This is a genomic window from Streptomyces sp. NBC_01622, assembly GCF_045209635.1.
Taxonomy (GTDB): domain Bacteria; phylum Actinomycetota; class Actinomycetes; order Streptomycetales; family Streptomycetaceae; genus Streptomyces.
Map to the genome: position 1 here is coordinate 2854592 of NZ_CP109293.1, position 23401 is coordinate 2877992.

24 protein-coding genes are annotated in these 23401 nt (G+C 69.9%); 16 read left to right on the forward strand and 8 right to left on the reverse strand.

Annotation, left to right across the window (positions count from 1 at the left end):
* Positions 1–24: 24 nt before the first annotated feature.
* On the reverse strand, positions 25–2895 hold the full coding sequence (locus OH768_RS13010; RefSeq protein WP_406453197.1) for an AfsR/SARP family transcriptional regulator: 2871 nt from the start codon (positions 2893–2895) through the stop codon (positions 25–27).
* Between the two features lie 165 nt (positions 2896–3060).
* On the opposite strand from OH768_RS13010, the gene OH768_RS13015 reads away from it, so the two are divergent.
* The 8 genes from OH768_RS13015 to OH768_RS13050 all read left to right on the forward strand — a co-directional run bounded on the left by OH768_RS13015 (position 3061) and on the right by OH768_RS13050 (position 9226).
* A complete protein-coding gene (locus OH768_RS13015) occupies positions 3061–3210 on the forward strand; it encodes a hypothetical protein (RefSeq protein WP_406453199.1) in 150 nt (49 codons plus the stop codon).
* Between the two features lie 214 nt (positions 3211–3424).
* Complete coding sequence (locus OH768_RS13020; protein ID WP_406453201.1) at positions 3425–4159, forward strand: SAM-dependent methyltransferase; 735 nt, start codon at positions 3425–3427, stop codon at positions 4157–4159.
* Between the two features lie 238 nt (positions 4160–4397).
* On the forward strand, positions 4398–4862 hold the full coding sequence (locus OH768_RS13025) for an MEKHLA domain-containing protein (RefSeq protein ID WP_406453203.1): 465 nt from the start codon (positions 4398–4400) through the stop codon (positions 4860–4862).
* 242 nt (positions 4863–5104) lie between these two features.
* Positions 5105–6070: an ABC transporter substrate-binding protein gene (locus OH768_RS13030; RefSeq protein ID WP_406453205.1), complete on the forward strand. Its 966-nt coding sequence runs from the start codon at positions 5105–5107 to the stop codon at positions 6068–6070.
* Positions 6067–6840, forward strand: a complete 774-nt coding sequence (locus OH768_RS13035) for an ABC transporter permease (protein WP_406453207.1) — start codon at positions 6067–6069, stop codon at positions 6838–6840. The genes OH768_RS13030 and OH768_RS13035 overlap by 4 nt, the downstream gene beginning before the upstream one ends.
* Positions 6837–7613 (forward strand): ABC transporter permease, encoded by a 777-nt coding sequence (locus tag OH768_RS13040; protein ID WP_406453209.1) that lies wholly within the window; start codon positions 6837–6839, stop codon positions 7611–7613. Before OH768_RS13035 ends, OH768_RS13040 begins: the two co-directional genes overlap by 4 nt.
* A gap of 24 nt (positions 7614–7637) precedes the next feature.
* Positions 7638–8465, forward strand: a complete 828-nt coding sequence (locus OH768_RS13045) for an ABC transporter ATP-binding protein (RefSeq protein ID WP_406453211.1) — start codon at positions 7638–7640, stop codon at positions 8463–8465.
* Positions 8466–8539: 74 nt separating this feature from the next.
* Positions 8540–9226 carry a response regulator gene (locus OH768_RS13050; RefSeq protein ID WP_406453213.1) on the forward strand — a complete coding sequence of 229 codons (687 nt, stop codon included), beginning with the start codon at positions 8540–8542 and terminating at the stop codon, positions 9224–9226.
* A gap of 38 nt (positions 9227–9264) precedes the next feature.
* Here OH768_RS13050 and OH768_RS13055 read toward each other — a convergent pair whose 3' ends face one another.
* Positions 9265–10437 (reverse strand): sensor histidine kinase, encoded by a 1173-nt coding sequence (locus tag OH768_RS13055; RefSeq protein WP_406453215.1) that lies wholly within the window; start codon positions 10435–10437, stop codon positions 9265–9267.
* Between the two features lie 388 nt (positions 10438–10825).
* Here OH768_RS13055 and OH768_RS13060 point away from each other — a divergent pair, with 388 nt between their 5' ends.
* Positions 10826–12388, forward strand: a complete 1563-nt coding sequence (locus OH768_RS13060) for a subtype B tannase (protein WP_406453217.1) — start codon at positions 10826–10828, stop codon at positions 12386–12388.
* 61 nt (positions 12389–12449) lie between these two features.
* Here the strand turns inward: OH768_RS13060 and OH768_RS13065 are convergent, their stop codons facing one another.
* The 6 genes from OH768_RS13065 to OH768_RS13090 form a co-directional block, all read right to left on the reverse strand.
* On the reverse strand, positions 12450–13076 hold the full coding sequence (locus tag OH768_RS13065; RefSeq protein WP_406453219.1) for a hypothetical protein: 627 nt from the start codon (positions 13074–13076) through the stop codon (positions 12450–12452).
* Positions 13073–13657 carry an RNA polymerase sigma factor gene (locus tag OH768_RS13070; protein WP_406453221.1) on the reverse strand — a complete coding sequence of 195 codons (585 nt, stop codon included), beginning with the start codon at positions 13655–13657 and terminating at the stop codon, positions 13073–13075. The genes OH768_RS13065 and OH768_RS13070 overlap by 4 nt, the downstream gene beginning before the upstream one ends.
* 158 nt (positions 13658–13815) lie before the next feature.
* Positions 13816–14223 carry a peptide-methionine (R)-S-oxide reductase MsrB gene (msrB, locus tag OH768_RS13075; RefSeq protein ID WP_406453223.1) on the reverse strand — a complete coding sequence of 136 codons (408 nt, stop codon included), beginning with the start codon at positions 14221–14223 and terminating at the stop codon, positions 13816–13818.
* A gap of 13 nt (positions 14224–14236) precedes the next feature.
* Positions 14237–15625 (reverse strand): UDP-N-acetylmuramate--L-alanine ligase, encoded by a 1389-nt coding sequence (murC, locus tag OH768_RS13080; RefSeq protein ID WP_406453225.1) that lies wholly within the window; start codon positions 15623–15625, stop codon positions 14237–14239.
* Between the two features lie 109 nt (positions 15626–15734).
* Positions 15735–16208 carry an indole-3-glycerol phosphate synthase gene (locus OH768_RS13085; RefSeq protein WP_406453227.1) on the reverse strand — a complete coding sequence of 158 codons (474 nt, stop codon included), beginning with the start codon at positions 16206–16208 and terminating at the stop codon, positions 15735–15737.
* 154 nt (positions 16209–16362) lie between these two features.
* A complete protein-coding gene (locus OH768_RS13090; RefSeq protein WP_406453229.1) occupies positions 16363–17157 on the reverse strand; it encodes a pyrimidine reductase family protein in 795 nt (264 codons plus the stop codon).
* A 37-nt stretch (positions 17158–17194) separates the two neighbouring features.
* Here OH768_RS13090 and zapE point away from each other — a divergent pair, with 37 nt between their 5' ends.
* The 7 genes from zapE to OH768_RS13125 all read left to right on the forward strand — a co-directional run bounded on the left by zapE (position 17195) and on the right by OH768_RS13125 (position 23401).
* Positions 17195–18298 carry a cell division protein ZapE gene (zapE, locus tag OH768_RS13095; RefSeq protein WP_406453231.1) on the forward strand — a complete coding sequence of 368 codons (1104 nt, stop codon included), beginning with the start codon at positions 17195–17197 and terminating at the stop codon, positions 18296–18298.
* 155 nt (positions 18299–18453) lie between these two features.
* Positions 18454–18852: a hypothetical protein gene (locus OH768_RS13100; protein WP_406453233.1), complete on the forward strand. Its 399-nt coding sequence runs from the start codon at positions 18454–18456 to the stop codon at positions 18850–18852.
* An 87-nt stretch (positions 18853–18939) separates the two neighbouring features.
* Positions 18940–19518 (forward strand): carbonic anhydrase, encoded by a 579-nt coding sequence (locus tag OH768_RS13105; protein ID WP_381241765.1) that lies wholly within the window; start codon positions 18940–18942, stop codon positions 19516–19518.
* 8 nt (positions 19519–19526) lie between these two features.
* A complete protein-coding gene (locus tag OH768_RS13110) occupies positions 19527–21002 on the forward strand; it encodes a SulP family inorganic anion transporter (RefSeq protein ID WP_406453235.1) in 1476 nt (491 codons plus the stop codon).
* 99 nt (positions 21003–21101) lie between these two features.
* Entirely contained in the window at positions 21102–21902 is an 801-nt protein-coding gene (locus OH768_RS13115; RefSeq protein ID WP_406453237.1) for a slipin family protein, read from the forward strand.
* A 9-nt stretch (positions 21903–21911) separates the two neighbouring features.
* Positions 21912–22466 carry a YbhB/YbcL family Raf kinase inhibitor-like protein gene (locus OH768_RS13120; protein WP_406453239.1) on the forward strand — a complete coding sequence of 185 codons (555 nt, stop codon included), beginning with the start codon at positions 21912–21914 and terminating at the stop codon, positions 22464–22466.
* Between the two features lie 59 nt (positions 22467–22525).
* Positions 22526–23401, forward strand: a complete 876-nt coding sequence (locus OH768_RS13125; protein ID WP_406453241.1) for a PPK2 family polyphosphate kinase — start codon at positions 22526–22528, stop codon at positions 23399–23401.

The window sequence follows — 23401 nt, forward strand, 5'->3', positions numbered from 1 at the left end:
GCCCGCTTTCGGGACGCTGACGTTTTACTGTCGCGGCGGCCGTTCCGGTTCGGCGAGGTCGTTCAGCCGGTGGCGGACCTGCTCGGCGTCCGGGTGGCCGATCTCGTCGAGGATGCCGAGCGCTTCACGCCAGACGAGCGCGGCTTGCGTGTCCTGGTGGGCGGCTCGGCGGGTGTCGCCGATGTGCACCAGGGTGTCGGCCTCCAGGTAGCGGTCACGGATCTCCCGGTACACGCGCAGCGCCTGCTCGTAGCACTCCAGCGCCCGGTCGTGGTCGTGCAGGTGGTGATGGGCGTAGCCGAGGCTGTCCAGGGCGGCGGCCTCGCCGTTGCGGTCGCCCGTCTCCCGGTGGGCGGAGACCGCGCGGCCGCACTCGGTCAGGGCGTCCTCGTACTTGCCCATCAGGATGTACGTCCAGCCGACCTCGTTGGCGATGCCCGCCTCGTCGTTGCGCCGCCCGGCCGCACGGCACAGGGCGCTCGCCTCGGCGTAGTGGTCGAGGGCCGCTTCGTGCCGGCCACGCCCGTTGGCCAGGAAGGCGAGCCTGCGGAGGGTCCTGCTCCTGCCGCCCAGGTCGCCGATCTCGCCGAACAGCTCCAGGGCGCGCGACAGATGTGCGTCGGCCTCGTCCGGCCGGTCGAGGCGACCGCTGACGAAGCCGAGCGCGAGGTGGGCGAAGGCCTGGCCGGGTATGTCGCCCAGGCGTTGGGCCGCCTCGACTGCCGTTGTCTGCGCGTCGAGTTGCTCGGGCCAGCGGCCGTTGCGGTCGAGGTACAGCTCCAGGACCGAGGCCAGTTGCCAGCTGTGTTCGCCGCCGCCGTGCCGGGCGTCCTGCTCGATCGCGGCGAGCACGGCGGAGCGGTTGGTCTCCAGCCAGTCGACCGCCGCCGCCTGGTCGGGCAGCCTCGGAACAGTCACCCCGGGTGTGTGGGGCCGCAGTTGGACGCGGTCCCGGCTGGGCATCAGCAGGCTGTCGGCCGCGTGCGCGGTGTGCAGGTAGTGGTCGAGCATGCGGCGTCTGGCCGTGGCCGGCTCCTGCGCGGTGTCGTGTGTCCGGCCCAGCTCGGCGGCGTAGGCGCGCAGCAGTTCATGACAGCCGTAACGGCCCGGCAGGGGCTCGGAGATCAGATGCGCCCGGGCCAACTCGGCCACGACCGGCCGGACTTGGCCGACCCGCTGCCCGGCGAGGCTCGCGACGGCGGCGAGCGAGCAGTCGGGTCCCGGGTGCAGGGCGAGCAGCCGGAACACCCGGGCGGCGGCGGGACTCAGGAGTTGGTACGACCAGGAGAACGCGCTGCGGGCGTCGGCGGCGGGCGCTTCTCCGGCGAACGCGTCGAGACTGTCCTCGCTCTCCGAGAGCTCGGCGGCGATGGAGGCGAGCGGAAAGGCCGGGTTCACCACCGCGCGGGCGCTGACGACGGCCAGGGCCAGCGGGAGCCGGCCGCACAGGGTGATGATCTCCGCGACGGCGTCGGGTTCGTTGGCGATCCGTTCGGCACCGAGCCGTCGGGACAGGAACTCGCGCGCCTCCGCCTCGGTGAGCACGTCCAGCGTCAGCGAGTGCGCGCCCTCGCCGGCCACCAGGCCGTAGAGCTGGTTGCGGCTGGTGACGACGACCAGGCAGCCGGGAGCGCCGGGCAGCAGGGGGCGAACGTGTTCGGTGTCCCGGGCGTTGTCCAGCACGATGAGGACGCGTCGGTCGGCGAGGAGGCTGCGGTACAGCGCGGCCTGCGCGTCGAGCCCGGCGGGGATGCGCTGTCCGGGGACGCCGAACACGTCGAGGAACGACCGGATGGCCTCGGCCGCGCTCATGATCGAGCCGCTGGGATGGAAGCCGCGCAGATTGACGTAGAGCTGCCCGTCGGGGAACCGGTCGGCGACGCTGTGCGCCCAGTGCACCGCCAGGGTCGTCTTGCCGACGCCCGCCATGCCGCCGATGGCGCTGATCACCACCGTCGGCGTCGATGTGCCGGACCCGGGCAACAGCTCCTGGACATGGGCGAGTTCACTGCGGCGACCGGTGAAGGCGGGCAGATCCACGGGGAGTTGGGCGGGGCGGATCGTGGCGACGGCGTCCAGCTGCGCCGCCCCTTCCACGTCCTCGGCAGGCTCGGTCTGCCTCGCACCTCCACGCACGGCGTGGGTGTGCCCGAGGACCCGCTGCAGAGCGGCCTGCAGTTCGGGGCCCGGCTGCACGCCCAACTCGTCGGCGAGGCGGGTGCGTACGGTCCGGTGGACGTCAAGGGCCTCGGCCTGATGGCCCGTTGCCGCAAGCACCAGGATCAGTCTGGCCTGCAGTCCTTCGTCCAGCGGGTGTTGGGCCGCGGCCTGCCGGAGCGTCACCAACACCCGTGCGCCCAGGCCCGGTCCGGCTTCCAGGGCGAGTTCGGCGGCTTCCTTGACGGCGGCCAGGTGCTCGTCGTCGAGGGCGGTGAAGGCCGGGTGGGACCGCACCTCGGGCGCGATCCCGGAGGCCGCCGGTCCCCGCCACAGGGCCAGCGCCTCGATCAACAGCCCGGTGGCGGTGGGAGGTTGACCATCCTGTGCGGCCCGCTGCCGCAGGGCCCGGAAGCGCAGCAGGTCGAGTCCGTCGGGGTCGACTTCGAGGCGGTAGCCGCCCGAGCCGCGCAGCAGCCACCGTGACTGGCCCCCGGCCGGGAGTTCGGGTTCCAGCAGCCGCCGCAGTGCTCCGACGTGCCGCTGGACGACGTTGACGGCGCTGTCCGGCGGGTCCTGTCCCCACAGGGCGTCGACGATCTCGTGGACGGCGACCGGATGCCCCGCCTCGGTCAGCAGCAGCGCGAGCAGAGCGCGCTGCTTGGGGGGTCCCAGCGCCAGTTCCGTGTCGCCGCGCCAGGCCCTGACCGGTCCGAGAACGGCAAAACGTGTACGCACCGAGTCTCCTGTGCCGACTGTGACAACGTCTGCGGCCGGTCCGCCCCGTCCTCGGGGCGCTCGGCCGCGAACGAGCATAGAGTCCGCGCGAACTTCGCGACGAGGGGTTGACCGGCCACGGAGCGTCGTCGGGCTTCATGGGGTGTCGGGCGGGGCGCCGGCGAGTTGCACGAGCGGATCACCGCCGAACCCCGGCTTCTCCTGCCGGCAGGCGGCTCGTGGCCGGTCGACTGCTTCCGGATCACCACGGACGACCTCGACCTGCTGATCCGCGAAGTCCTCCACGCTGCCGACGCCGAACACTCCGCCCCCTGAACCGACCGGGGTGTTGTGGGCCCGCTGACGTCATGGGCGTCCTGCCTCCCGGACGACCACGGCCGTACGCGATCCGACCGCGCCATGTGACCGGCGACTGTCTTCCCCGCCCCGGACGGCTGGACGGAAGATGGTGTCCTGCCAAGTCGTGCCCCGCGCAACTCACCGCGTGGCCAAGCTCGTTGGAAGCTCGTTGAGCGAAAGGTGACTCCTCATGGCCGACGAGCCGACCGCGTCACAGACTCCGCCCGGCATCGAACCCGACGTGCCCAACGTGGCCCGGATCTACGACTACTTCCTCGGCGGCCACACCCACTACCCCGCCGACCGCGCAGCCGCCCGACGCATCACGGCCGCCAACCCCCAAGCCCCGCTGCTGGCCCGCGCCATGCGCCGCTGGCTCGTACGGGTCGTGGCCGCGATGACCGCCGAGGGCATCACCCAGTTCCTCGACCTGGGCGCCGGCCTGCCCACCCAGGACAACGTGCACGAGGTCGCCGCCCGCCACCACGCCGGCAGCACAGTCGTCTACGTCGACAACGACCCCACCGTCCTCGCCCACGGCAGACCCCTGCTGCAACCCGGACGATCCCTCCTGCTCCTGGGCGACGTACAGGACATGGCATCCGTCCTCGACCACCCCGACCTGCACACCCTGATCGACCTCACCGCCCCGCTCGGCGTCATCATCTCCGGCGTCGTCCACTTCCTGCCCCACATACCCGCCACCACAGCTCAGTTCACCGTGTTGCGGCACCGGCCGGCCCCAGGCAGCGCCCTCGCCCTCAACTCCCTCGTGTCCGACGCCGATCCCACCGGCGCCACCACACTGTTCCGCCTCTACCAGGGAGAGACCGGCCGCGGCCAACTCCGCACAGCCAGCCAACTCGCCCGGTACTTCGGCGACTTCGACCTCCAGCAACCGGGCCTCGTCCCCCTCGACGACTGACGACCCGACCTCCCCGTCCCGCCGCTCGATCTCCCCAAACCGTTGATATGGGGCGGCATGGCACGCAAGCCGTGAGCCCCGCGGCCGGCCGCTCCCCAACTCCTGCGTCACAGCGGCAACACAGGACTTAGCCTGACCGGACCCGGTGTCGACCAACAGGCCAACTCCCCTTGTACGCCTCACTGTTCACTACTCAGGAGCAAATCGGTATGGAAACCACACCGATCGAGCGAGCACCATGACAACCCCCCAGCCCCTCAGCCAGGAGTTCTGCGCCCTCCTCCTCGACAGCCACCACCGCCTGACGGGAGAGGAATTGGGCCCACCGCCCCTCACCTCCGCGGACGCGGCGGCCCAATGGCTCTACGAGGACGCGCCCTTCGGCCTCCTCGCCCACGACACCGCGGACGACCCGACGTTCATCTACGCCAACCGGACCGCCCAGAAATGCTTCGAGTACACCTGGGACGAGTTCGTCGGCCTCCCCTCCCGCCTGTCCGCCGCACCCGACGCCCAGCCGAACCGCGACGCCTTCATACGCTCCGTCACACGCAACGGCTACGCCACCGGATACCGCGGCGTCCGCATCGCCAAGTCCGGCCGCAAATTCTGGATAGCGGACGTCACGATGTGGGACCTGATCGACGCCGAGGGAACCTGCCACGGACAGGCCGCCGTCTTCCCGTCCTGGTCCGACCTCTAGCCGATGCCACCGGTTCCAGGGCCTCGGCCCGGTACGGCTGTGGACGTACCCCTCGCCCGTCGTACGGCGGCTGCCGTACGGCCCAGTGACGGTGCCCGGGGGATGTGCGGGTGGGCCGCGGACGACACCTTTGGCACGTCGGACTCGACGCCATTTCGTGAACCTTCGCCTTTCGCCCTGCCACATCCCATTGCGCGCGAACCGGCCGGAACATTTCGGTGCGGTCCGCGGGAGGACAGACAATGCAACGCCTATTCGTCGGCATCGCCGCCGCCTCACTTCTGCTCGCGGTCACCGCCTGTGGCTCGTCCGGGAATTCCGGCGGCTCCGCGTCGGAAAGCGGCGGTATCACCAAAGTCAAGGTCGGGGTCATTCCGATCGTCGACGTGGCCCCGATCTATCTCGGCCAGAAGCAGGGGATCTACAAGAAGTACGGTCTCGACGTCTCGATGACCACGGCGCAGGGCGGCTCGGCCATTGTCCCGGGCGTGGTGAGCGGCCAGTTCCAGTTCGGTTTCAGCAATACGACGTCGCTCATGATCGCTCAGAGCAACGGCGTACAGGTGAAGGCGGTTTCCAACGGGGTGGCGACCACCGGCGTGGACGGAAAGGACTACGGCGCGCTTGTCGTCAAGAAGGGCAGTTCCCTCAAGTCGGCGAAGGACCTCGAGGGGAAGACGGTCGCCGTCAATACGCTGAAGAACATCCTCGACACCTCGGTCCGCGAGTCCGTGCGCAAGGCCGGTGGGGATCCGGCGAAGGTGAAGTTCGTGGAGCTGGCCTTCGACCAGATGCCCGCCGCCCTGGAGAAGGGCCAGGTGGACGCCGCGATGGCGGTCGAGCCCGCGCTGACCACCATCCTGAACCAGGGGGGCGTGGAGATCGCGTCGCCGTATGTGGACGTGGCCAAGGATCTGACGGTCGCCATGTACTTCACCTCGCAGACGTACGCGGCGAAGAACCCCGACGTGGTGAAGAAATTCCAGCAGGCCACCACCGAGGCGCTGGCCTACGCCGACAGCCACCCCGACGAGGTCCGCGACGTCGTCGCCACCTACACGCAGATCCCGGCCTCCGTCCTGTCGAAGGTGACGCTGCCGAAGTGGCCGCAGGACATCAGCCGGTCCTCGGTGGAGACGCTGGAGAAGCTCGGCGAGCAGGACGGGCTGTTCAAGACCGCCCCCGACCTGGACAAGTTGCTGCCGTGAGGACTCCGAACACCGTGCTCGGCGCGGCGGGGCTCGCCACCTTCCTCGCCCTCGGCGAGGCCGTCCCGCGACTGGGTCTGGTCAGCGCGGACTACTTCCCGCCACCGAGCAGGATCGCGGGCGCGCTCGGCGACGAAATCGGCGACGGCGCCTTCTGGTCGGCGCTCGGCGACACCCTGACCGGCTGGGTGATCGGCCTGGGGATCGCGTCGGGCGCGGGCATCCTCTGCGGCCTGCTCATCACGGTCGTACCGTTCCTGCGCCAAGTGACCTCGTCGACCATCGAGTTCCTCCGCCCCATCCCGTCCGTGGCGCTGATCCCGCTGGCGGTGCTCCTGTACGGCAGCGAACTGCGCTCGGTGCTGCTGCTGGTGGTGTACGCGTCGTTCTGGCAGGTGCTCGTCCAGGTCCTGTACGGCGTCCAGGACGTCGACCCCGTCGCCGACGAGACAGCGCGGTCGTACGGTCTCGGGACCTGGGCGCGCGTCCGGCATGTGATGTGGCCGACCGCCCTGCCGTACGTCATGACCGGGATCCGGCTCGCGGCGGCGGTGGCCCTGGTGCTCGCCATCACGGCCGAACTGGTCATCGGCGCACCGGGACTCGGCTCGCTGATCGCGGTCGCCCAGGCGTCGCAGGCCGTACCGCACCTGTACGCGCTGATCACGGTGACCGGGGTCCTGGGTCTCCTGATCAACCTGGGGGCCCGCGCGGTGGAGCGACGGGCCCTGGCATGGCATCAGTCCGTACGCGGGGAGACCGTACTGTGAAGGCGCTGACACGGCAGGTGCTGTTCGCGGTGGGTCTGCCCGCGGTGCTGCTGGGGCTGTGGTGGGCCGCGTCGGACGGGAGCACCGACCCGTTCTGGCCGCCGCTGCGCACGATCCTCCGTACCTTCCCCTCGGTGTGGACCGGCGAGCGCCTGCGCTCGGACGTGGTGCCCAGCGTGCTGCGCCTGGCCGCGGGCTACGCGCTCGCGGGCCTCGCGGGCGTCGGCCTGGGCACCCTCATCGGTTCATATCGCGGGGTGCGGGCCTTCTGCGAGCCGGTACTGGAGTTCCTGCGGGCCGTGCCACCGCCGGTACTGGTGCCGGTGATCATGCTGTTCGCGGGCATCGGCGACACGATGAAGATCGTGGTGATCGCGAGCGGGTGTGTCTGGCCGGTCCTGCTCAACACGGTGGAGGGCGTGCGCGCGGTCGACTCGGTGATGCTGGAGACGGCGCGTTCGTATCACCTCCGCGGTGTCGGGCGGCTGCGCCACCTGGTGCTGCCCTCGGCGAGTCCGCAGATCGTGGCCGGCCTGCGCCAGGCCCTCTCCATCGGCATCATCCTCATGGTCATCAGCGAGATGTTCGCGGCGAACAACGGCATCGGCTTCACCGTCGTCCAGTTCCAGCGCAGCTTCGCCATCCCCGACATGTGGACCGGAATCCTGCTCCTGGGCCTGCTCGGCTTCCTGCTCTCCGTCGCCTTCCACTTCGCCGAGCGCCGGGTGCTCGGCTGGTACCACGGCCTGCGCGCGTCCACCCGGCGGCCGTGAATGAACATCGCGAAAGGGCGAACCATGCTCGACATACGTGGCCTGCGGAAGACCTACCAGGGGTCGGGCCGGCAGGTGGAGGCGGTCCGCGACCTCACCTTCACGGTGAAGGCCGGTGAACTCGTCTGTCTGGTGGGCCCGTCGGGCTGCGGCAAGACGACCCTGCTGAAGTGCATGGGCGGTCTGCTCAGCCCGACTTCGGGAGAGGTGCTCCTCGACGGCGTACCGGTGACCGGCCCGCCGCCCGGAATGGCGATCGTCTTCCAGGAGTACGGGCGCAGCCTCTTCCCCTGGATGCGGGTCGCCGACAACGTCGAACTCCCCCTGAAGGAGAAGGGGACACCGAAGGCGAAACGCCGGGAGCTCGTCACCGACGCCCTGCGGTCGGTGGGGCTGGCGGACGCCGCCGACGCCTATCCCTGGCAGTTGTCCGGGGGGATGCAGCAGCGCGTGGCGATCGCCCGTGCGCTGGCCTACGAGCCCCAGGTCCTGCTGATGGACGAGCCGTTCGCGGCCGTCGACGCGCAGACCCGCGCCGACCTGGAGGATCTGGTACGGGTCCTGTGGCAGGAGCGCGGGATCACCGTCCTGTTCGTCACCCACGACATCGACGAGGCGGTCTACCTGGGCGAGCGGGTCGTCGTCCTCTCCGCCTCGCCTACGGTCGTACAGGACGAGCTGCACATCGACCTGCCCGACGAACGGGACCAGTTGCACACCCGGGTCTCCCCTCGCTTCACCGAACTGCGGACGCACGTCTACGAGCAGATCCAGGCGGCGAAGCGGGCGGCTCGGGCGGACGTGTCCGCGTTGTCGCCCGCCCCGGACGGCGACGGGCGTCCGGCCGGCTGAGCCGGGCCGACGGCCCTCCGGATCGCGGCCGCCGTAACGGAGACGCAATCTCCGTTTTGCCGTAGGGTGGCGGCATGAAGGACGCCGCGATCCGGGTGGTCATCGCCGACGACCAAGCTCTGCTGCGGGGCGGATTCCGCATTCTGATCGACTCGGCCGACGACCTGGAGGTGGTGGGCGAGGCGGAGACCGGCCGCGAGGCCATCGAGATCGTCCGCCGCACCACACCGGACATCGTGCTGATGGACATCCGTATGCCGGAGCTGGACGGTCTCGCGGCCACGCGGGAGATCGCCTCGGATCCGGATCTGGACGGCGTCCGCATCGTGATCCTCACCACCTACGAGGTGGACGAGTACGTCCTGCAGGCCCTTCGGGCCGGGGCGTGCGGCTTTCTGGGGAAGGGGATGCGTCCCGCGGAGCTGCCGGAGGCCATCCGGGTCGCGGCGCGCGGCGAGGCGCTGCTGTCGCCCAAGGCCACCCAGACCCTGATCACGAGATACCTCTCCCTGCCCGACGGACCGCCGACGGCCCTCTCCGGCGAACTGGCCGAACTCACCGACCGGGAGCGGGAGATCGTGGCTCTGGTGGCCGAGGGAATGTCCAATCAGGTGATCGCCGAGTACCTGGTGATCTCCCGTCAGACCGTCCGCACCCATGTGCACCGGGCCATGGCCAAACTCGGGGCCCGGGACCGGGCGCAGCTCGTGGTGGTCGCCTACCGGACAGGGCTCGTCCGCCCAGCTGCTGCCGGACGCTAGCCGGGACCGGGTCGAAGGGCGCCGCCCAGAACCGGAGTTCAGGTCTTCGCGGGGAGCGCTGGGAGCGCGGGAAGGAATGCGTCCACGCTGAACTCCTCGCGGCCCTCCACGATGTCGAGCCGACCACCGACGGACGCGGCCCGCTCACGCAGACCCAGCAGACCACGTCCTGTGCCCCAGGAGGATTGCCGCCGATCCTCGGTGCGGGTCACCGGGTTGACCACCGAGACCCGGAGCCGGTGCGCGGCGAAGGACAGACGGACCGTCGCGGTCCGGGGTGTGGCGTACTTGAACGCGTTCGTCAGCGACTCCTGGACGATGCGGTAGCCGGCCATGCTGACGGCCGGACTCAGACCGAAGGTCCTGTCGCCGCGCTGCATGTCGACCGCCAGGCCGGCGGCGCGGAAGCCGTCGAGGAGATCGTCGAGGCGGTCCAGGGTGGGCATGGGCTCCGGCAGCGGTGTCTCACCGTCGGGCTGGCGCAGGACGGTCAGCATGGTGCCGAGTTCCGCGAGCGTGCTGCCGCTCGCCGTGATGACGTGCTCGATGGCCGCCTCGGCCGCCTCGGGCTCCCGGCGCAGCAGATGGGCAGCCGCTCCGGCCTGGAAGTTGATCACCGTGATGCTGTGCGCGACGATGTCGTGCAGGTCGCGGGCGAGCCGCAGGCGCTCCTCGACCACCCGCCGTGACGCCTCCGCCTCCCGCGTCCGCTCGGCTCGCAGGGCGCGATCCTTGATGGCCTGGATGTAGGCGCGGCGGTTCCTGGTGGCGTCACCGATGGCGATGGCCGCACCGAGCCACGCGATCAGCATGAGGTTGGCCGGAGCGAAGACGCGCACCCCCGTCACGATCAGAGTGAAGACCTGGATCATGGTTCCGGCGATCGCGCCGGTGATCAGGGCGCGGGTGCGCGGGGCGGACACGGCCTCGGAATACAGGGCCACCAGACAGCACACGATTCCCGGGCCCGGCTCCATCATCCACAGCAGCGCGACGAGGTAGCCGGCGGTCGTCCCCGCGAGCGCGGCCGCCGGCACACTCCGTCTCACCGCCAGCGGCGCCGCCGACAACAGCGTGAACAGAGTGGCAGGCCACGCCGCGACGCCCATCCTGAAGAACGCCGGGACAATGAGGGCGGCCCATACAAGGGCGAGCAAACCGTCGACGAGCAACGGATTGCCGAGCACCCGGCCACGTATTCCGTCCAGCACATTCACCTTCCCGGACTCCGGCGGGTCTTTTCTCGCGACAGGCCACGCGCGCACAGCGCACGGCGTTCACGGTACGCGCCTCAACAAGCCTGGACACCCCACCCGTCGTGCCGCACCGCGAGCGCGCACCGATGGGGAGAAGTCCGGCCGTCAGTTGGCCCTACGCCGACCCACGTATACCGCGAGGCGCGATACGGCAGGCACCGTACGCGCGAGAGACGGTATTCAGGGGACGCGGAACCAGTTTTCAGAAGGCAGTTTGAAGCCATCGCTTTCCCCCCACGCGACGAGGCCGTTGCATCTCCTTCGGCCTCGCCGTCAATAAGGCCATACAAACCCGCACCCCGACAAGGATGTTGATGTGAAGCGCCGAATATTCCTTTCCGGTATGGCAGCCACCGCCGCGGGCGCGACCGCCGTCCTGAACTACGGCGGATCGCAGAGCGCGGCGGCCTCGACCGGAGGAACCCTGACGTTCCCCAAGGACTCGTACACCACCCGGACCAAGACGATCACGACGGCCGACGGTGTCGAGAAGAACGTCACGTACCGGTTCTGGGAGAACATCGTCTATGTCGCCGATCCCGTGGACCCGACCTACCAGTGCCTCAACGTCCAGCAGCCGGTCGAGATCGACGGGCGGGCCGTCGACGCCTCCCACGCACCGGTCTTCTTCTCCATCCCGCTCGGCGGTTTCCTTTCCGGCACGCCCGCCGGCGGCACCAGTCCCGGCGGCACCAGTCCCGGCGGCGGCTTCCCGGGGTCGAGCCCGTCCCCGAGCGACAGTTCCTCGGCCGACCCCAGCGCCACCCCGTCCGCTTCGCCCACGACCAGGCCACCGCTGCCGCCCGGGGCGGGCGACCAGGGCGACAACTCGGCACTGGCCCTCGCGGCCGGCTACGTCGTGGTCACCTCGGGCGCGCGCGGACGGGACAACGTCAAGGACGGCAAGTACTACGGCAAGGCTCCCGCCGCCCTCGTGGACCTGAAAGCGGCCCTGCGGTACGTCCACAAGAACAAGGGGGTACTGCCCGGCGACCCCAACAAGATCATCACCAACGGCGGCAGCGCCGGCGGCAACTTCTCCTCGATGATGGGCGCCTCGGTGGGCAGCCCGGTGTTCGACTCCTACCTCCGGGACCTCGGCGCGGCCGAGGCGAGCGACGCGGTGTTCGCCTCCGCCGTCTTCTGCCCCATCATCGACCTCGGCAATGCCGACAAGGCCTACGAGTGGATGTACGGCTCGGCCGAGCTGAACGGCGAGCTGGTCGACCAGACGGCCTCGAAGCAACTGACCGCACAGTTCGCGGAGTACCAGGCCTCGCTCGGCCTCCACGGCGTGGGCCGCTTCGGCCGGGTGACGGCCGCCAACTACGACCGGTACCTCCTGGACAACTACGTACAGCCGGCCGCGACCAGCCACCTGCGGGCCCTCTCCGAGACCGACCGGACGGCCTACCTGACCGCCAACCCCTTCATCAGGTGGTCCGGTGACACGGCGGCCTTCTCCTGGGACGGATACATCGCGCACATCGCCCGGTCCCGTCCGGTCCCCGCCTTCGACGACAAGGCCTTGTCGGAGCCGGAGCCGGGCTACTTCGGCGACGAGACCCATGTCTCCCGGCACTTCACCGACTTCGGCCTGCGGTACGCGACCGGTGACAAGACCGCCAGGGTCGACCGCGACATCCCGCACAAGGTCAGGCTGACCAACCCGATGACCTACCTGGAGCAGCGCAACCCGCGCCGGGCGAAGCACTGGTGGCTGCGGATCGGCACCAGTGACACGACGCACTCCCTGACCGCGATCACCAACCTCGCCCTGAAGACGCAGAACCTCGGCGACGACGTCAACCTGAAGATGTACTGGGACGGCGGCCACGGCGCCAACGAGGACCCGGGCGACCTGATCAAGTGGATGGGCGAGATCACCGGCTACAGCATCGGATAGCCCCACAGCGAAACCGGGGCGGGGCACCGGAACGGTGCCCCGCCCCTACGAAGCAGTGGCGCTACTTTCCGAATGCGTCGCTGAACTGCCTCCAGGTCTTGTCCGAGACCCAGTTCGCACCGCACGAAGGAATGGACCCGTCCCTTTCGGCAGCCACGATGTAATGCTGGCCGACCGTGAAGGTCAGGTTCTCCGGGAAGTCCGGGTCATTGCTCACCAGGATCGTGCGAGTGCCACCACCGCGCAGCCAATGGTCGACGTGGAAAGAGATCAGCGGCCCCTTTACAGAGGTGACCGTCCCGTAGAAAAGCGTCGGATAACCCGCCAGTTGGTCGGGAACAGGTGCCTGGCACTTTCCCTTTCCGTTGCCGGTGGCGGCGCTGAGACTCAGCCGCTTGACGGCTTCGGTCGCGTGGCCGTTGCCGGAACTCGCCGTGATTCCCGCGGTGACACCACCGCCGAGGAGCAGCGCGGCAGCCGCCGCGAGCCCGAGGAGACGCCGGCGGCCCCTTCCTGCGGTGATCTTCGCGGTGGGAGTCGTGGTGTCGAAGTCGGTGTTTTCCGAACTTGCCACAGAGTCGTTCTTCATTGCAGCCTCCACAAGACGATTGGTGTCCGGCAGCGGAGCTCGTGAGGTCAATGCGGGGTCCGCGTCCCTCAGTAGGGTCAGCAACTCGTTGTCATTCACTGACCGCTCCTTCCTTCACTCATCTTGTGTCCGGCGTGCTCGGCGTTCTTTCGCCCCGACTGGAGTTGTTCGGCGATTTTCCTTTTCGCCCGGTGCAATCGCACGCTCACCGCGTTGGACGTCATTCCGGTCGCCTCAGCGATCTGCCGTGGGGCCAGTTCCTCCCACGCCCACAGCCGGATCACCTCGCGATCCAATTCCCCGAGTGCGTCCAGTGCGGCATGCAGGTCGCCGTGATCGGTGACCACGGGCACCGGTGCCTGCTGGACACTCATCAACCGCTCCACCAGGCGGAGCCTGCGCCCGTCCGCCCGGCGGGCATTGGCCAGGCAGCCCCGCGCCACCCCGTAACACCAAGGGAGCACCTCGTCGCGATCGGGCAGGGACCCGTTTCTGAGCCCGGGTACATGGTCGATGCGACGCCACAGCACCAGCATCGTCTCGGACAGGACGTCCTCGACCATGTCAGGGGTCGTTCGTCGCACCAGATACCGGTGCAGGGGTTCCGTCACCACCTGCGCCAGTCCTTCGAAGCGTGCCCGTCGCAGCCGACGGGTCTCCTGTTCCGTGATGGATTCCACGCCCCGTCCGTGTCCGACACCGGCCGACTCCTTTCAGCAAGGAGGTCTTTATCCGGACCGGCCGCTGACACACATGCCAGTGCCCGCCCACCGTCATCCACGGTGGACGGGCACTGACCTACTCACTCGTGCTCACGGCACGGTCGTGTCCGGAGCGCTCAGCTCTCGTCGGGCGTCAGCCGCAGCGAGATGCTGTTGATGCAGTACCGCTGGTCCGTCGGCGTCGCATACCCCTCACCCTCGAACACATGCCCAAGATGCGACCCGCACCGAGCGCACCGCACCTCGGTGCGCACCATCCCGTGCGAGCGGTCCTGGATCAGTTCGACCGCGTCGGTGTCCTTCGGGTCGTAGAAGGAGGGCCAGCCGCAGTGGGACTCGAACTTCTCGTTGGAGGTGAAGAGTTCGGCGCCGCAGGCGCGACAGGAGTAGACGCCCTTCGCCTTGGTGTCGGTGTACTCACCGACGAAGGCCGGCTCCGTGCCGGCCTGCCGCAGCACCGCGTACTCGGCCGGGTTCAGCTCCGCGCGCCATTCCTCGTCCGGCTTTTCGACGTCGTACGACATGAAGCTCAGCCCCTTACTTCGCGAGACGGTCCAGGATCCGCGGGCCGAGGTCTGTCACATCGCCCGCTCCCATGGTGAGAACCAGATCACCGGGCTTCGCCATTCCCGCGACGGCCTCGGGGACGTCCGCCTTGTCGTGGACCGGGGTCACGTCGGCGCCCGCCACGCGCGCGGCCTCGATGATCAGCTCGCTGGTGACGCCGGGGATCGGGTCCTCGCGGGCCGGGTAGATGTCCAGGACCAGCGAGGCGTCCGCGAGGGCCAGGGACCGGCCCATCTCCTTGCCGAGCTCCTGGGTGCGGGAGAAGAGGTGGGGCTGGAAGACCACCAGCAGCCGCGAGGTGGAGGCCGCCGCGCGCATCGCCTCCAGGTCCGCCGTCATCTCCGTGGGGTGGTGGGCGTAGGAGTCGATCACCTGGACGCCGGCCGCCTCGCCCTTGAGCTGGAGGCGCCGCTTCACGCCCGTGTACGCGGCCAGCGCGGGCGCCAGCTCCGCCGCCGGGATGCCGAGCGCGGCGCCCGCGGCAAGGGCGGCGACCGCGTTGCTCGCGTAGTGGCGGCCGGGGACCGAGACGGTGAAGGTGAGTTCCTCACCGCCCAGGACCACCGTCACCTCGCTCTTCAGACCCTGCGCGACCACGGAGAGGATGCGTACGTCGGCGTCCTCCGCCTCGCCGTACGTCACCGTCTTCACGGAGTCGGCCACCCGGCGCGTCAGCTCGCGCGCGCCCTCGTGGTCCGCCGAGATCACCAGCGTGCCGCCGGGCACGATCCGGTCGGCGAAGGTCTTGAAGGAGTCGTAGATCTCTTCCATGGACGCGTAGTTGGCGTGGTGGTCGAGCTCCACGTTGAGGACGATCGCGACCTCGGGCGCGTACTTGTGGAAGCTGCGGTCGGATTCGTCGGCCTCGGCGACGAAGATCTCGCCGTCGCCGTGCAGCGCGTTCGAACCCGGGGCGTCCAGATCGCCGCCGATCGCGTACGACGGGTCGAGACCCAGCTCGGTCAGGGACACCGCCAGCATCGACGTCGTGGTCGTCTTGCCGTGCGTGCCGGCCACGGCGATCGGGCGCAGGCCGTCCATCAGGCGGGCGAGGGCGTCCGAGCGGTGGACGACCGGGATGTCCCGCTCGGCCGCGCGGGCCAGCTCGGGGTTGTCCTTTCGGATCGCCGACGACACGACCACGCAGGTGGCGTCGTCGGCGAGGTGCTCCGCCGCGTGTCCGACGTGCACCGTGGCACCCAGGGCGCGCAGCGCGTCGGCGGTCGCGGAGTCCTTGGCGTCACTGCCCGCGACCTTCGCCCCGCGCTGCGCCAGGATCTTGGCGATCCCCGACATTCCGGCCCCGCCGATGCCGATGAAGTGCGGTCGGTCCATGGCGGTGGGAAGGCCGGGTGCCATGTGTGTCTCCCTGTGCGTGCTGGTTCCGTACGAATACGGCGGACGTTCGGCGGCCAGCCTATTCGGTGCCACCGACAATCACGGACACCCGCCCGCCGCTCCCCGCCCGCTAGTCCTTGCTGTGCGAGAACAGCTTCAGCACCGGTACGCCGACCTTGTGACGGGCCCGCGAGGCCCAGTCCCGGTGGAAGAACTCCTCCACGTAGTGGGGGTCGGTCAGCACGATGACCTCGTCGGCGCCGATCTCGTCCACCAGGGTCTTGAGGGCGTCCAGCGGGTGGTCCTCGATGAGGCGCCCCTCCGCCGCGCTGCCGGCCGCGTGCAGGGCGTCCAGGGACACCGACAGGGCCTGCGCGCCGAGTTCCGCCGCGTCCTTGCCCTCGGGGGTCTCCCGCTCGTGCGCCGCCTCGTCGAGTTCGCCGAGGGCGACGTCGTCGATGGCGCGCAGCAGGCGGTCCGCCTGGTCGCCGCGGGGCTGGAGCAATACGTGGAAGGAGACGGTCTCGTCACCGTGCAAGGTGGTGACGAACTCCACGTCGGCGGACGTAAGGGCCTTCTCGATCATCAGTACGCTTGTGAACACCAGGCGCCCCTTCTCCTTCGAGGACCCTCGGGTCCTCTCTCCTCCGTGGGCCTGCCAGGCCCTGCGGAAACCATCCTGCCCCGTGATCGCACGGGTACTGCCGGATTTAGTGTGCCCGCCGAAAGCAAAACGGAACGGATCATTCCGCCCGTCTTCAGGTCCGACGGTAGCGACCGAACAAGAACCCGGCCTCTTCCAGCAGGGACACCAGTTCGAAGCGCTGAGGAACCTTAACCGACGGCCCTCCGGCGATCCGCTGCGCCTCCCCCGCCACGAGCAGCGGCGAGAGGGTCAGACACAGCTCGTCGAGCACCCCGGCGGCCACGAACTGCCCCAGCAGCCGCGGCCCGCCCTCGGTCAGCAGCCGGGTGTGCCCCAGGTCTGCGAGCGCCCGTACGGCCCGTGCGGGGTCCACGCCGGCCCCGTCACCGGCGACCACCACCCGGGCGCCCGCCTTCTCGGCCGCCGCGACCCGTTCCGGGGCCGCCGCGGCGCCCGTCAGGATCAGCGTCGGCACCAGGGGCGAGACGAAAAGCGGAAGCGAGAAGTCCAGGTCGAGGCTCGCGGTGACGACGGCGATCGCAGGGGCGGGCCCCTGTCCGGCCGCCGCCCGCGCCACCGCGAACTCCGCACGCGCGCGTGCGGGCCGATAACCCTCCTGGCGCACCGTTTCCGCACCGACGACCACGACATCCGCCAGCGCCCGCAGGGTGCCGAAGATCCGCATGTCGGTGGGCCCGGAGATGGGCTGCGAGCGGCCCTCGTGCTGACCGGCCCCGTCGAGCGTGGACACCATGTTGGCGCGCAGCCAGGGGCCGTCGGAGGCGGGGTAGGCGTACGCCTCCGCGAGTTCCGTAAGCCCCCACTCCTGGTCCGTCCCACGCGCATCAGGGGCCCCGTTCGAGGCCTGGGCTGCTGTTTCGTCGGTCACAGGGAACAGGCGTCGCATGTCGTGCAGTGTGGCACGGCCCTTAGAGTGGTGAACCGTGTCGTCCTCCTCCGCCGCCTCCGGGATCAGCCCGATAGCAGACGCGGCCCCGCTGTCACTGTGCGCCCGTGAGCCGTACGTCCCCGCGGACCGGCTGGTCGCCGAGATGGTGCCGCCGCCGCGCTTCGACTCGGTGCGCTTCGCCACGTACATCCCGGACCCGAACCAGCCCAGCCAGACCGCGGCGGTCGGCGTCCTGGAGACCTTCGCCGCCGGGCTCGGCGGGGCGCACGCCGCCGGCGCGAAGCGCGGCTTCCTCGGCTTCGGCAAGGGCAGGGCGGCCAAGACCCCGGCGGGTCCCCGCGGCGTCTACCTGGACGGCGGCTACGGCGTCGGCAAGACCCACCTGCTGGCCTCTCTCTGGCACGCGACCCCGGCCGAACCCGCGCTCAAGGCCTTCGGCACCTTCGTCGAGCTGACGAACCTGGTCGGCGCGCTCGGCTTCCAGAAGACGGTCCAGACGCTCTCCGGTCACCGGCTGCTGTGCATAGACGAGTTCGAGCTGGACGACCCGGGCGACACCGTCCTGGTGTCGACCCTGCTCGGCAGGCTGGTCGACGCGGGCGTGGCGCTCGCCGCCACCTCCAACACCCTGCCGGGCAAGCTCGGCCAGGGCCGGTTCGCGTCCGTCGACTTCCTGCGCGAGATCCAGGGCCTGTCCGCGCACTTCCGCTCGCTGCGCATCGACGGCGAGGACTACCGCCACCGCGGCCTGCCGGAAGCCCCGGCGCCGTTCACCGACGAGCAGGTCACGGAGGCGGCGTACGCCACCGCCGACGCCTCCCTCGACGACTTCCCGCACCTGCTCGCCCACCTCGCCAAGGTCCACCCCAGCCGCTACGGCGCCCTGACCGACGGCCTCAAGGCGGTCTGCCTCACCGACGTCCAGCCGATACCCGACCAGTCGACCGCGCTACGGCTCGTCGTCCTCGCGGACCGGCTCTACGACCGTGAAGTGCCGGTCCTGGCCTCGGGGTTGCCCTTCGACCGGCTGTTCAGCGAGGAGATGCTGAACGGCGGCTACCGCAAGAAGTACTTCCGCGCGATCTCCCGCCTCACCGCGCTGGCCCGGGACGCCAAGGGGCTCGTCGAAACCGCCTAGTTCACGCCAGCCCAGGCACGCTTTCCACGCTCTCTTTCATCGGAAACGCTCCGTTAACCCTGCAAACTACTTCACCGGGTTACCGTGTCACTTGACCAGCCGTTGACCTGGCCTTGGTCTGTACGAGAAGCACGGACCCAGCTGGAGGGGGGCGTATGTTCCGAGGTAAGACAGCTCGGACCGTCGTGACGCTCCTCACTGCCGTCCTGCTCGCCCTGCCGTTCTTCGCACCCATGGAATCCTTCGCACCCGCGCACACAGCGCGTCATGCGGAGGCCAAGGCACAGCCCGGGCTCAACCTCAGCGGCAAGGCCCTGCGCTCCGAGACCATCACGTTCCGTGACTGCGGCGCCTCCGGGACCCCCACCGTCCCGCTGCGCCTGCGCGACCGATTCCGCACCGTCGACTGCGGGCCCGAGACGCCCGAACGACCCCTGCTGAGGCAGGACCCGGCGGCCATAGACACACACGTGGCGCCCGGCGCGGCGCACCACCGCACAGCGAGATCCTCGACAGCGCACTCTCCGGCGGCACTTCAGGTCTTCCGCTGCTGAGAGCCGAGCAGGCAGTCAGTTCCCCCACGCACACTGTCATGCAAGCCCGACGCGCCCAGAGGGCGCGCCAGGAGGAGTACTCACGCCATGCAGCCCCTCATCGACAACGCCCGTACGTTCGGACAACGCCCTGAGGAGTTCGCCAAACTCGCCGAAGGCCAGTCCCCGCAGGTGCTGTTCATCACCTGCTCCGACTCCAGGGTCGTACCGGCCCTGATCACGGGCGCCCGCCCAGGCCAGCTCTTCGAGCTGCGCACCGCCGGCAACATCGTCCCGCCGTACGCCTCCCAACACCCCACCAGCGAGGCGTGCACCATCGAGTACGCCGTCGAAGTCCTCGGCGTCTCCGACATCGTGGTCTGCGGCCACTCGCACTGCGGCGCGGTCGGCGCCCTGGTGCGCGGCGACGACCTGACCGCCGTACCGGCCGTGCGCGACTGGCTCACGCACGCGACTCCGAAGCCGGAGGGGACGGTCGACGACCCGGCCGTCTCCGAAGGAGTGCAGAGCCATGTCCTGACGCAGCTGCTGCGGCTGCGCTCGTACCCGTACATCGAGAAGAAGCTGAAGGACCGTCAACTCACCCTGCACGCCTGGTTCTACGAGGTCCACACCGGTGCGGTCCTGGTGCACGACCCGGCCGCCGACGCCTTCAAGTCCCTGTGAGCGCGGCGATGTCGACCAAATTCCCCCATCTGCGGGAGGACTTCGCCGCCTCCCTCGTCGTGTTCCTGGTCGCGCTTCCGCTCTGCGTGGGCGTGGCCGTCGCCTCCGGTGTGCCGGCCGAACTCGGCCTGGTCACCGGCATCGTGGGCGGGATCGTCACCGGACTCATGCGGGGCAGCAGCCTCCAGGTGTCCGGGCCCGCCGCCGGTCTGACCGTGCTCGTCTTCGAGGCGGTGCGGGAGTACGGCCTGCCCGCCCTCGGGGTCGTCGTGCTCGCGACCGGTGTGCTCCAGGTCCTCATGGGCGTCCTGAAGTTGGGGCGCTACTTCCGGGCCATCTCGGTCTCGGTCGTCGAGGGCATGCTGGCCGGTATCGGACTGGTGCTGATCGCCGGGCAGTTGTACTCGGTGGCGGGGGCGAAGGCCCCCGCCTCGGGTCTGGACAAGATAGTCGAGCTGCCCGGCGCGCTCGTCGACGCCGTCGGGAACACGAAGGCGCTGGCCTCGCTCGCGCTCGGTGCCGCCACCATCGCCGTACTGGTGCTGTGGAAGCGGCTGCCGGCCAGGGTGCGTACGGTGCCCGGTCCGCTGGCGGCCGTAGGACTGGCGACGCTCGCCGCACTCGCCTTCGGGCTGCCGGTGGCGACCGTCGAGGTGCAGGGGCTGCTCGGGTCGCTCCAGCCGCCGCCGCTGAGCGCGTTCGGTGAGCTGGCGCAGGTCGGGCTGCTGGGCACGGTGGTCGCGTTCACGCTGATCGCGTCCGCGGAGTCGCTGTTCAGCGCGGCGGCGGTGGACCGGCTGCACTCCGGGCCGCGCACCGAGTACGACAAGGAGCTGGTGGCGCAGGGCGCGGGCAACGCGATCTGCGGGCTGCTCGGCGCGCTGCCGATGACCGCGGTGATCGTGCGCAGCGCGGCGAACGTGCAGGCGGGCGCGCGGACGAAGGCGTCCCGGGTGCTGCACGGCGTCTGGCTGCTGCTGTTCGCGGCGCTGCTGCCGGACGTCCTCGCGTACATCCCGGTCCCGGCCCTGGCGGGCATCCTGGTGCACGCCGGCGCCAAGCTGATCCCCGTGCGGGAGATCGCGTCGCTGTGGCGCGAGCACCGGGGCGAGGCGCTGATCCTGGTCGTCACGGCGCTGTCGATCGTCGCGGTCAGCATGTTCGAGGGTGTGCTCATCGGGCTCGCGCTGGCTGTCGCCAAGACCGCGTGGGAGGCCTCGCACATCAAGCTGGAGGTCGTCGACAAGGGCGCCGGGCCCGTCCAGGCGTATCTGACGGGCAACGCGACCTTCCTGCGGCTGCCGAAGATCCTCGACAGCCTGGAGGCGCTCCCCCAGGACCGGCCGGTCGAACTGCACCTCTCCGGCCTGCACCACCTGGACCACGCCTGCCGTACGGCCCTGGAGAACTGGGCCGAGCGGCACAGCGCGGCCGGCACCGAGCCGGTGAAGCTGACGGCGGTGGAGGTCACGGCGGTGAAGTAGCGGCGCCGGTGTCCGCCCCGGGATGATCGTGGCCCCGGGGCGGACACCGGGCATACCCTTGCAGGAGCAGACAAAAGGGCTCTCCGCTAGGGGGTCAGGATGCTCCAGGAACTGCTGGTGGCTGGCGTGGCGGCCGCTTCCGCGTGCGTGGTCTACGTCGCCGCGGCGGCCAGGGTCGTCAAGCAGTACGAGCGCGGGGTGGTCTTCCGCCTCGGGCGGGTGGCCGGCGAGGTGCGGGGGCCCGGCTTCACCACGGTCGTCCCGTTCGTGGACAAGCTCCGCAAGGTCAACATGCAGATCGTCACGATGCCCGTGCCCGCGCAGGAGGGCATCACGCGCGACAACGTCACCGTGCGGGTCGACGCAGTCGTTTACTTCAAGGTCGTCGACGCGGCAGACGCGATCATCAGGGTCGAGGACTACCGGTTCGCCGTCTCGCAGATGGCGCAGACGTCCCTGCGCTCGATCATCGGCAAGAGCGACCTCGACGACCTCCTCTCCAACCGCGAAAAACTCAACCAGGGGCTGGAGTTGATGATCGACAGCCCGTCCATCGGGTGGGGTGTGCAGATCGACCGAGTGGAGATCAAGGACGTCTCCCTGCCCGAGACGATGAAACGCTCGATGGCCCGCCAGGCCGAGGCCGACCGCGAACGCCGGGCCCGGATCATCAACGCGGACGCCGAGTTGCAGGCCTCGAAGAAACTCGCCGAGGCCGCCGGGGTGATGTCCGAACAGCCCGCCGCACTCCAACTCCGCCTGCTGCAAACGGTGGTGGCGGTCGCGGCCGAGAAGAACTCGACACTCGTCCTCCCCTTCCCGGTGGAACTGCTGCGCTTCCTGGAACGGGCGCAGCCGCAGCCACCCCAACCCCCTCCGCCGCCCGCCGTGGAGCAGTAGCGTGGCGGCATGCGCCCGAGGATCGTGATCGTCGCGGTGGCCGCCGTACTGGGGAGCGTCACCGGATGCGGGGGCGACGGGGGCGGCCCGTCCGTACCCACGCCGAGTGCCTCGCAGCGGATCGCGGTCACGAGTACGGCGTTCACCGAGAACGGCACCGTCCCGCGCCGCTACACCTGTGACGGCGCGAACGTGTCCCCGCCCCTGGCCTTCGCCGGCGTCCCGGCCGACGCGGCCGAACTGGTCGTGGTCCTGGAGGACCCGAACGCTCCGCACGGCACGTTCACGCACTGGCTGATGTGGGGAGTGCCCCCGCGGGACACCCGCCTGAGGGCCGGGGAGCCGCCGTGGGGCGCGGTCCAGGGCCGCAACGACTTCAAGAAGACCGGCTACGGCGGCCCGTGCCCGCCCAAGGGAGCCGCGCCCCACCGCTACGTCCTCTCGGTGTACGCCGCCGACAGCAAGCTCGCCCTTCCCACCGGCGCCTCACCGGACGACGTACGACAGGCGCTGACCGGCCACACCCTCGCCTCGGGCACGCTGACCGGCCGTTACGGGCGCTGACTGGCGGGCCCCGCCCCCGCGCCGCAGGATCGAGGGAGCCGACCGGAAGGGGTGCCCCCATGGCCAAGAAGGGCACGAAGCGCGAGAACGGAAAGAAGGCCCTCACGGACCTGCTGCGCGTCCCCGCCGGCCGACCGGTAGACCTCTCCTCCTACGACGCTACGGCCACCCCCGGCGGCCCCGCCGGCAAGGCCGCCGGTCTCAAGGACACCGCCCGGATGGGCGAGGATCTGGCCGACCTGCAGGAACGCCTGTGGGCCGCGAGCACCGCCGGTGACCGGCGGCGCCTGCTCCTGGTCCTCCAGGGCATGGACACCAGCGGCAAGGGCGGCACGGTCAAGCACGTCATCGGCCTGTTCAACCCCTCCGGCTGCCGCATCCGGGCCTTCAAGGCACCCACACCCGAGGAGCGGAAGCACGACTTCCTCTGGCGCATCAAACGGGCCCTCCCCCACCCCGGCGAGATCGCCATCTTCGACCGCTCGCACTACGAGGACATCCTCATCGCCCGCGTCCGCGAACTCGCCCCTCACCGCGAGATCAACGACCGCTACGGCCGCATCAACCGCTTCGAGAAGTCGCTGACCGACGACGGCGTGACCGTCGTCAAGTGCTTCCTCCACATCACCTACGACCAACAGCGCCGCCGCCTGCTCGAACGCCTCGACAACCCGGACAAGCACTGGAAGTTCAGCCCCGGCGACATCGAGGAACGCGCCCTGTGGCCCGCGTACCAGGAGGCGTACGAGACCGCCCTCGCCCGCTGCTCCACCCCGGAGGCCCCCTGGTACCTGATCCCCGCCGACCGCAAGTGGTACCGCAACTGGGCGATCAGCCGCCTGCTCCTGGAACATCTGACGGCGCTGGATCCGCCGTACCCCAAAGCGGACTTCGATGTGAAGGAGTGCCGGGAGCGGCTGCTGAAGGGCTCCTGA

Bases quoted from the DNA above. Each gene is read 5' to 3' on its own strand.
- OH768_RS13060 (WP_406453217.1), top strand. From the start codon at position 10,826: ATGGCAGCCACCGCCGCGGGCGCGACCGCCGTCCTGAACTACGGCGGA.
- OH768_RS13020 (WP_406453201.1), top strand. From the start codon at position 3,425: ATGGCCGACGAGCCGACCGCGTCACAGACTCCGCCCGGCATCGAACCC.
- murC (WP_406453225.1), bottom strand. From the start codon at position 15,625: ATGGCACCCGGCCTTCCCACCGCCATGGACCGACCGCACTTCATCGGC.
- OH768_RS13115 (WP_406453237.1), top strand. From the start codon at position 21,102: ATGCTCCAGGAACTGCTGGTGGCTGGCGTGGCGGCCGCTTCCGCGTGC.
- OH768_RS13100 (WP_406453233.1), top strand. From the start codon at position 18,454: ATGTTCCGAGGTAAGACAGCTCGGACCGTCGTGACGCTCCTCACTGCC.
- OH768_RS13110 (WP_406453235.1), top strand. From the start codon at position 19,527: ATGTCGACCAAATTCCCCCATCTGCGGGAGGACTTCGCCGCCTCCCTC.
- OH768_RS13025 (WP_406453203.1), top strand. From the start codon at position 4,398: ATGACAACCCCCCAGCCCCTCAGCCAGGAGTTCTGCGCCCTCCTCCTC.
- OH768_RS13030 (WP_406453205.1), top strand. From the start codon at position 5,105: ATGCAACGCCTATTCGTCGGCATCGCCGCCGCCTCACTTCTGCTCGCG.
- OH768_RS13090 (WP_406453229.1), bottom strand. From the start codon at position 17,157: ATGCGACGCCTGTTCCCTGTGACCGACGAAACAGCAGCCCAGGCCTCG.
- OH768_RS13125 (WP_406453241.1), top strand. From the start codon at position 22,526: ATGGCCAAGAAGGGCACGAAGCGCGAGAACGGAAAGAAGGCCCTCACG.
- OH768_RS13050 (WP_406453213.1), top strand. From the start codon at position 8,540: ATGAAGGACGCCGCGATCCGGGTGGTCATCGCCGACGACCAAGCTCTG.
- OH768_RS13120 (WP_406453239.1), top strand. From the start codon at position 21,912: ATGCGCCCGAGGATCGTGATCGTCGCGGTGGCCGCCGTACTGGGGAGC.
- OH768_RS13105 (WP_381241765.1), top strand. From the start codon at position 18,940: ATGCAGCCCCTCATCGACAACGCCCGTACGTTCGGACAACGCCCTGAG.
- msrB (WP_406453223.1), bottom strand. From the start codon at position 14,223: ATGTCGTACGACGTCGAAAAGCCGGACGAGGAATGGCGCGCGGAGCTG.
- OH768_RS13045 (WP_406453211.1), top strand. From the start codon at position 7,638: ATGCTCGACATACGTGGCCTGCGGAAGACCTACCAGGGGTCGGGCCGG.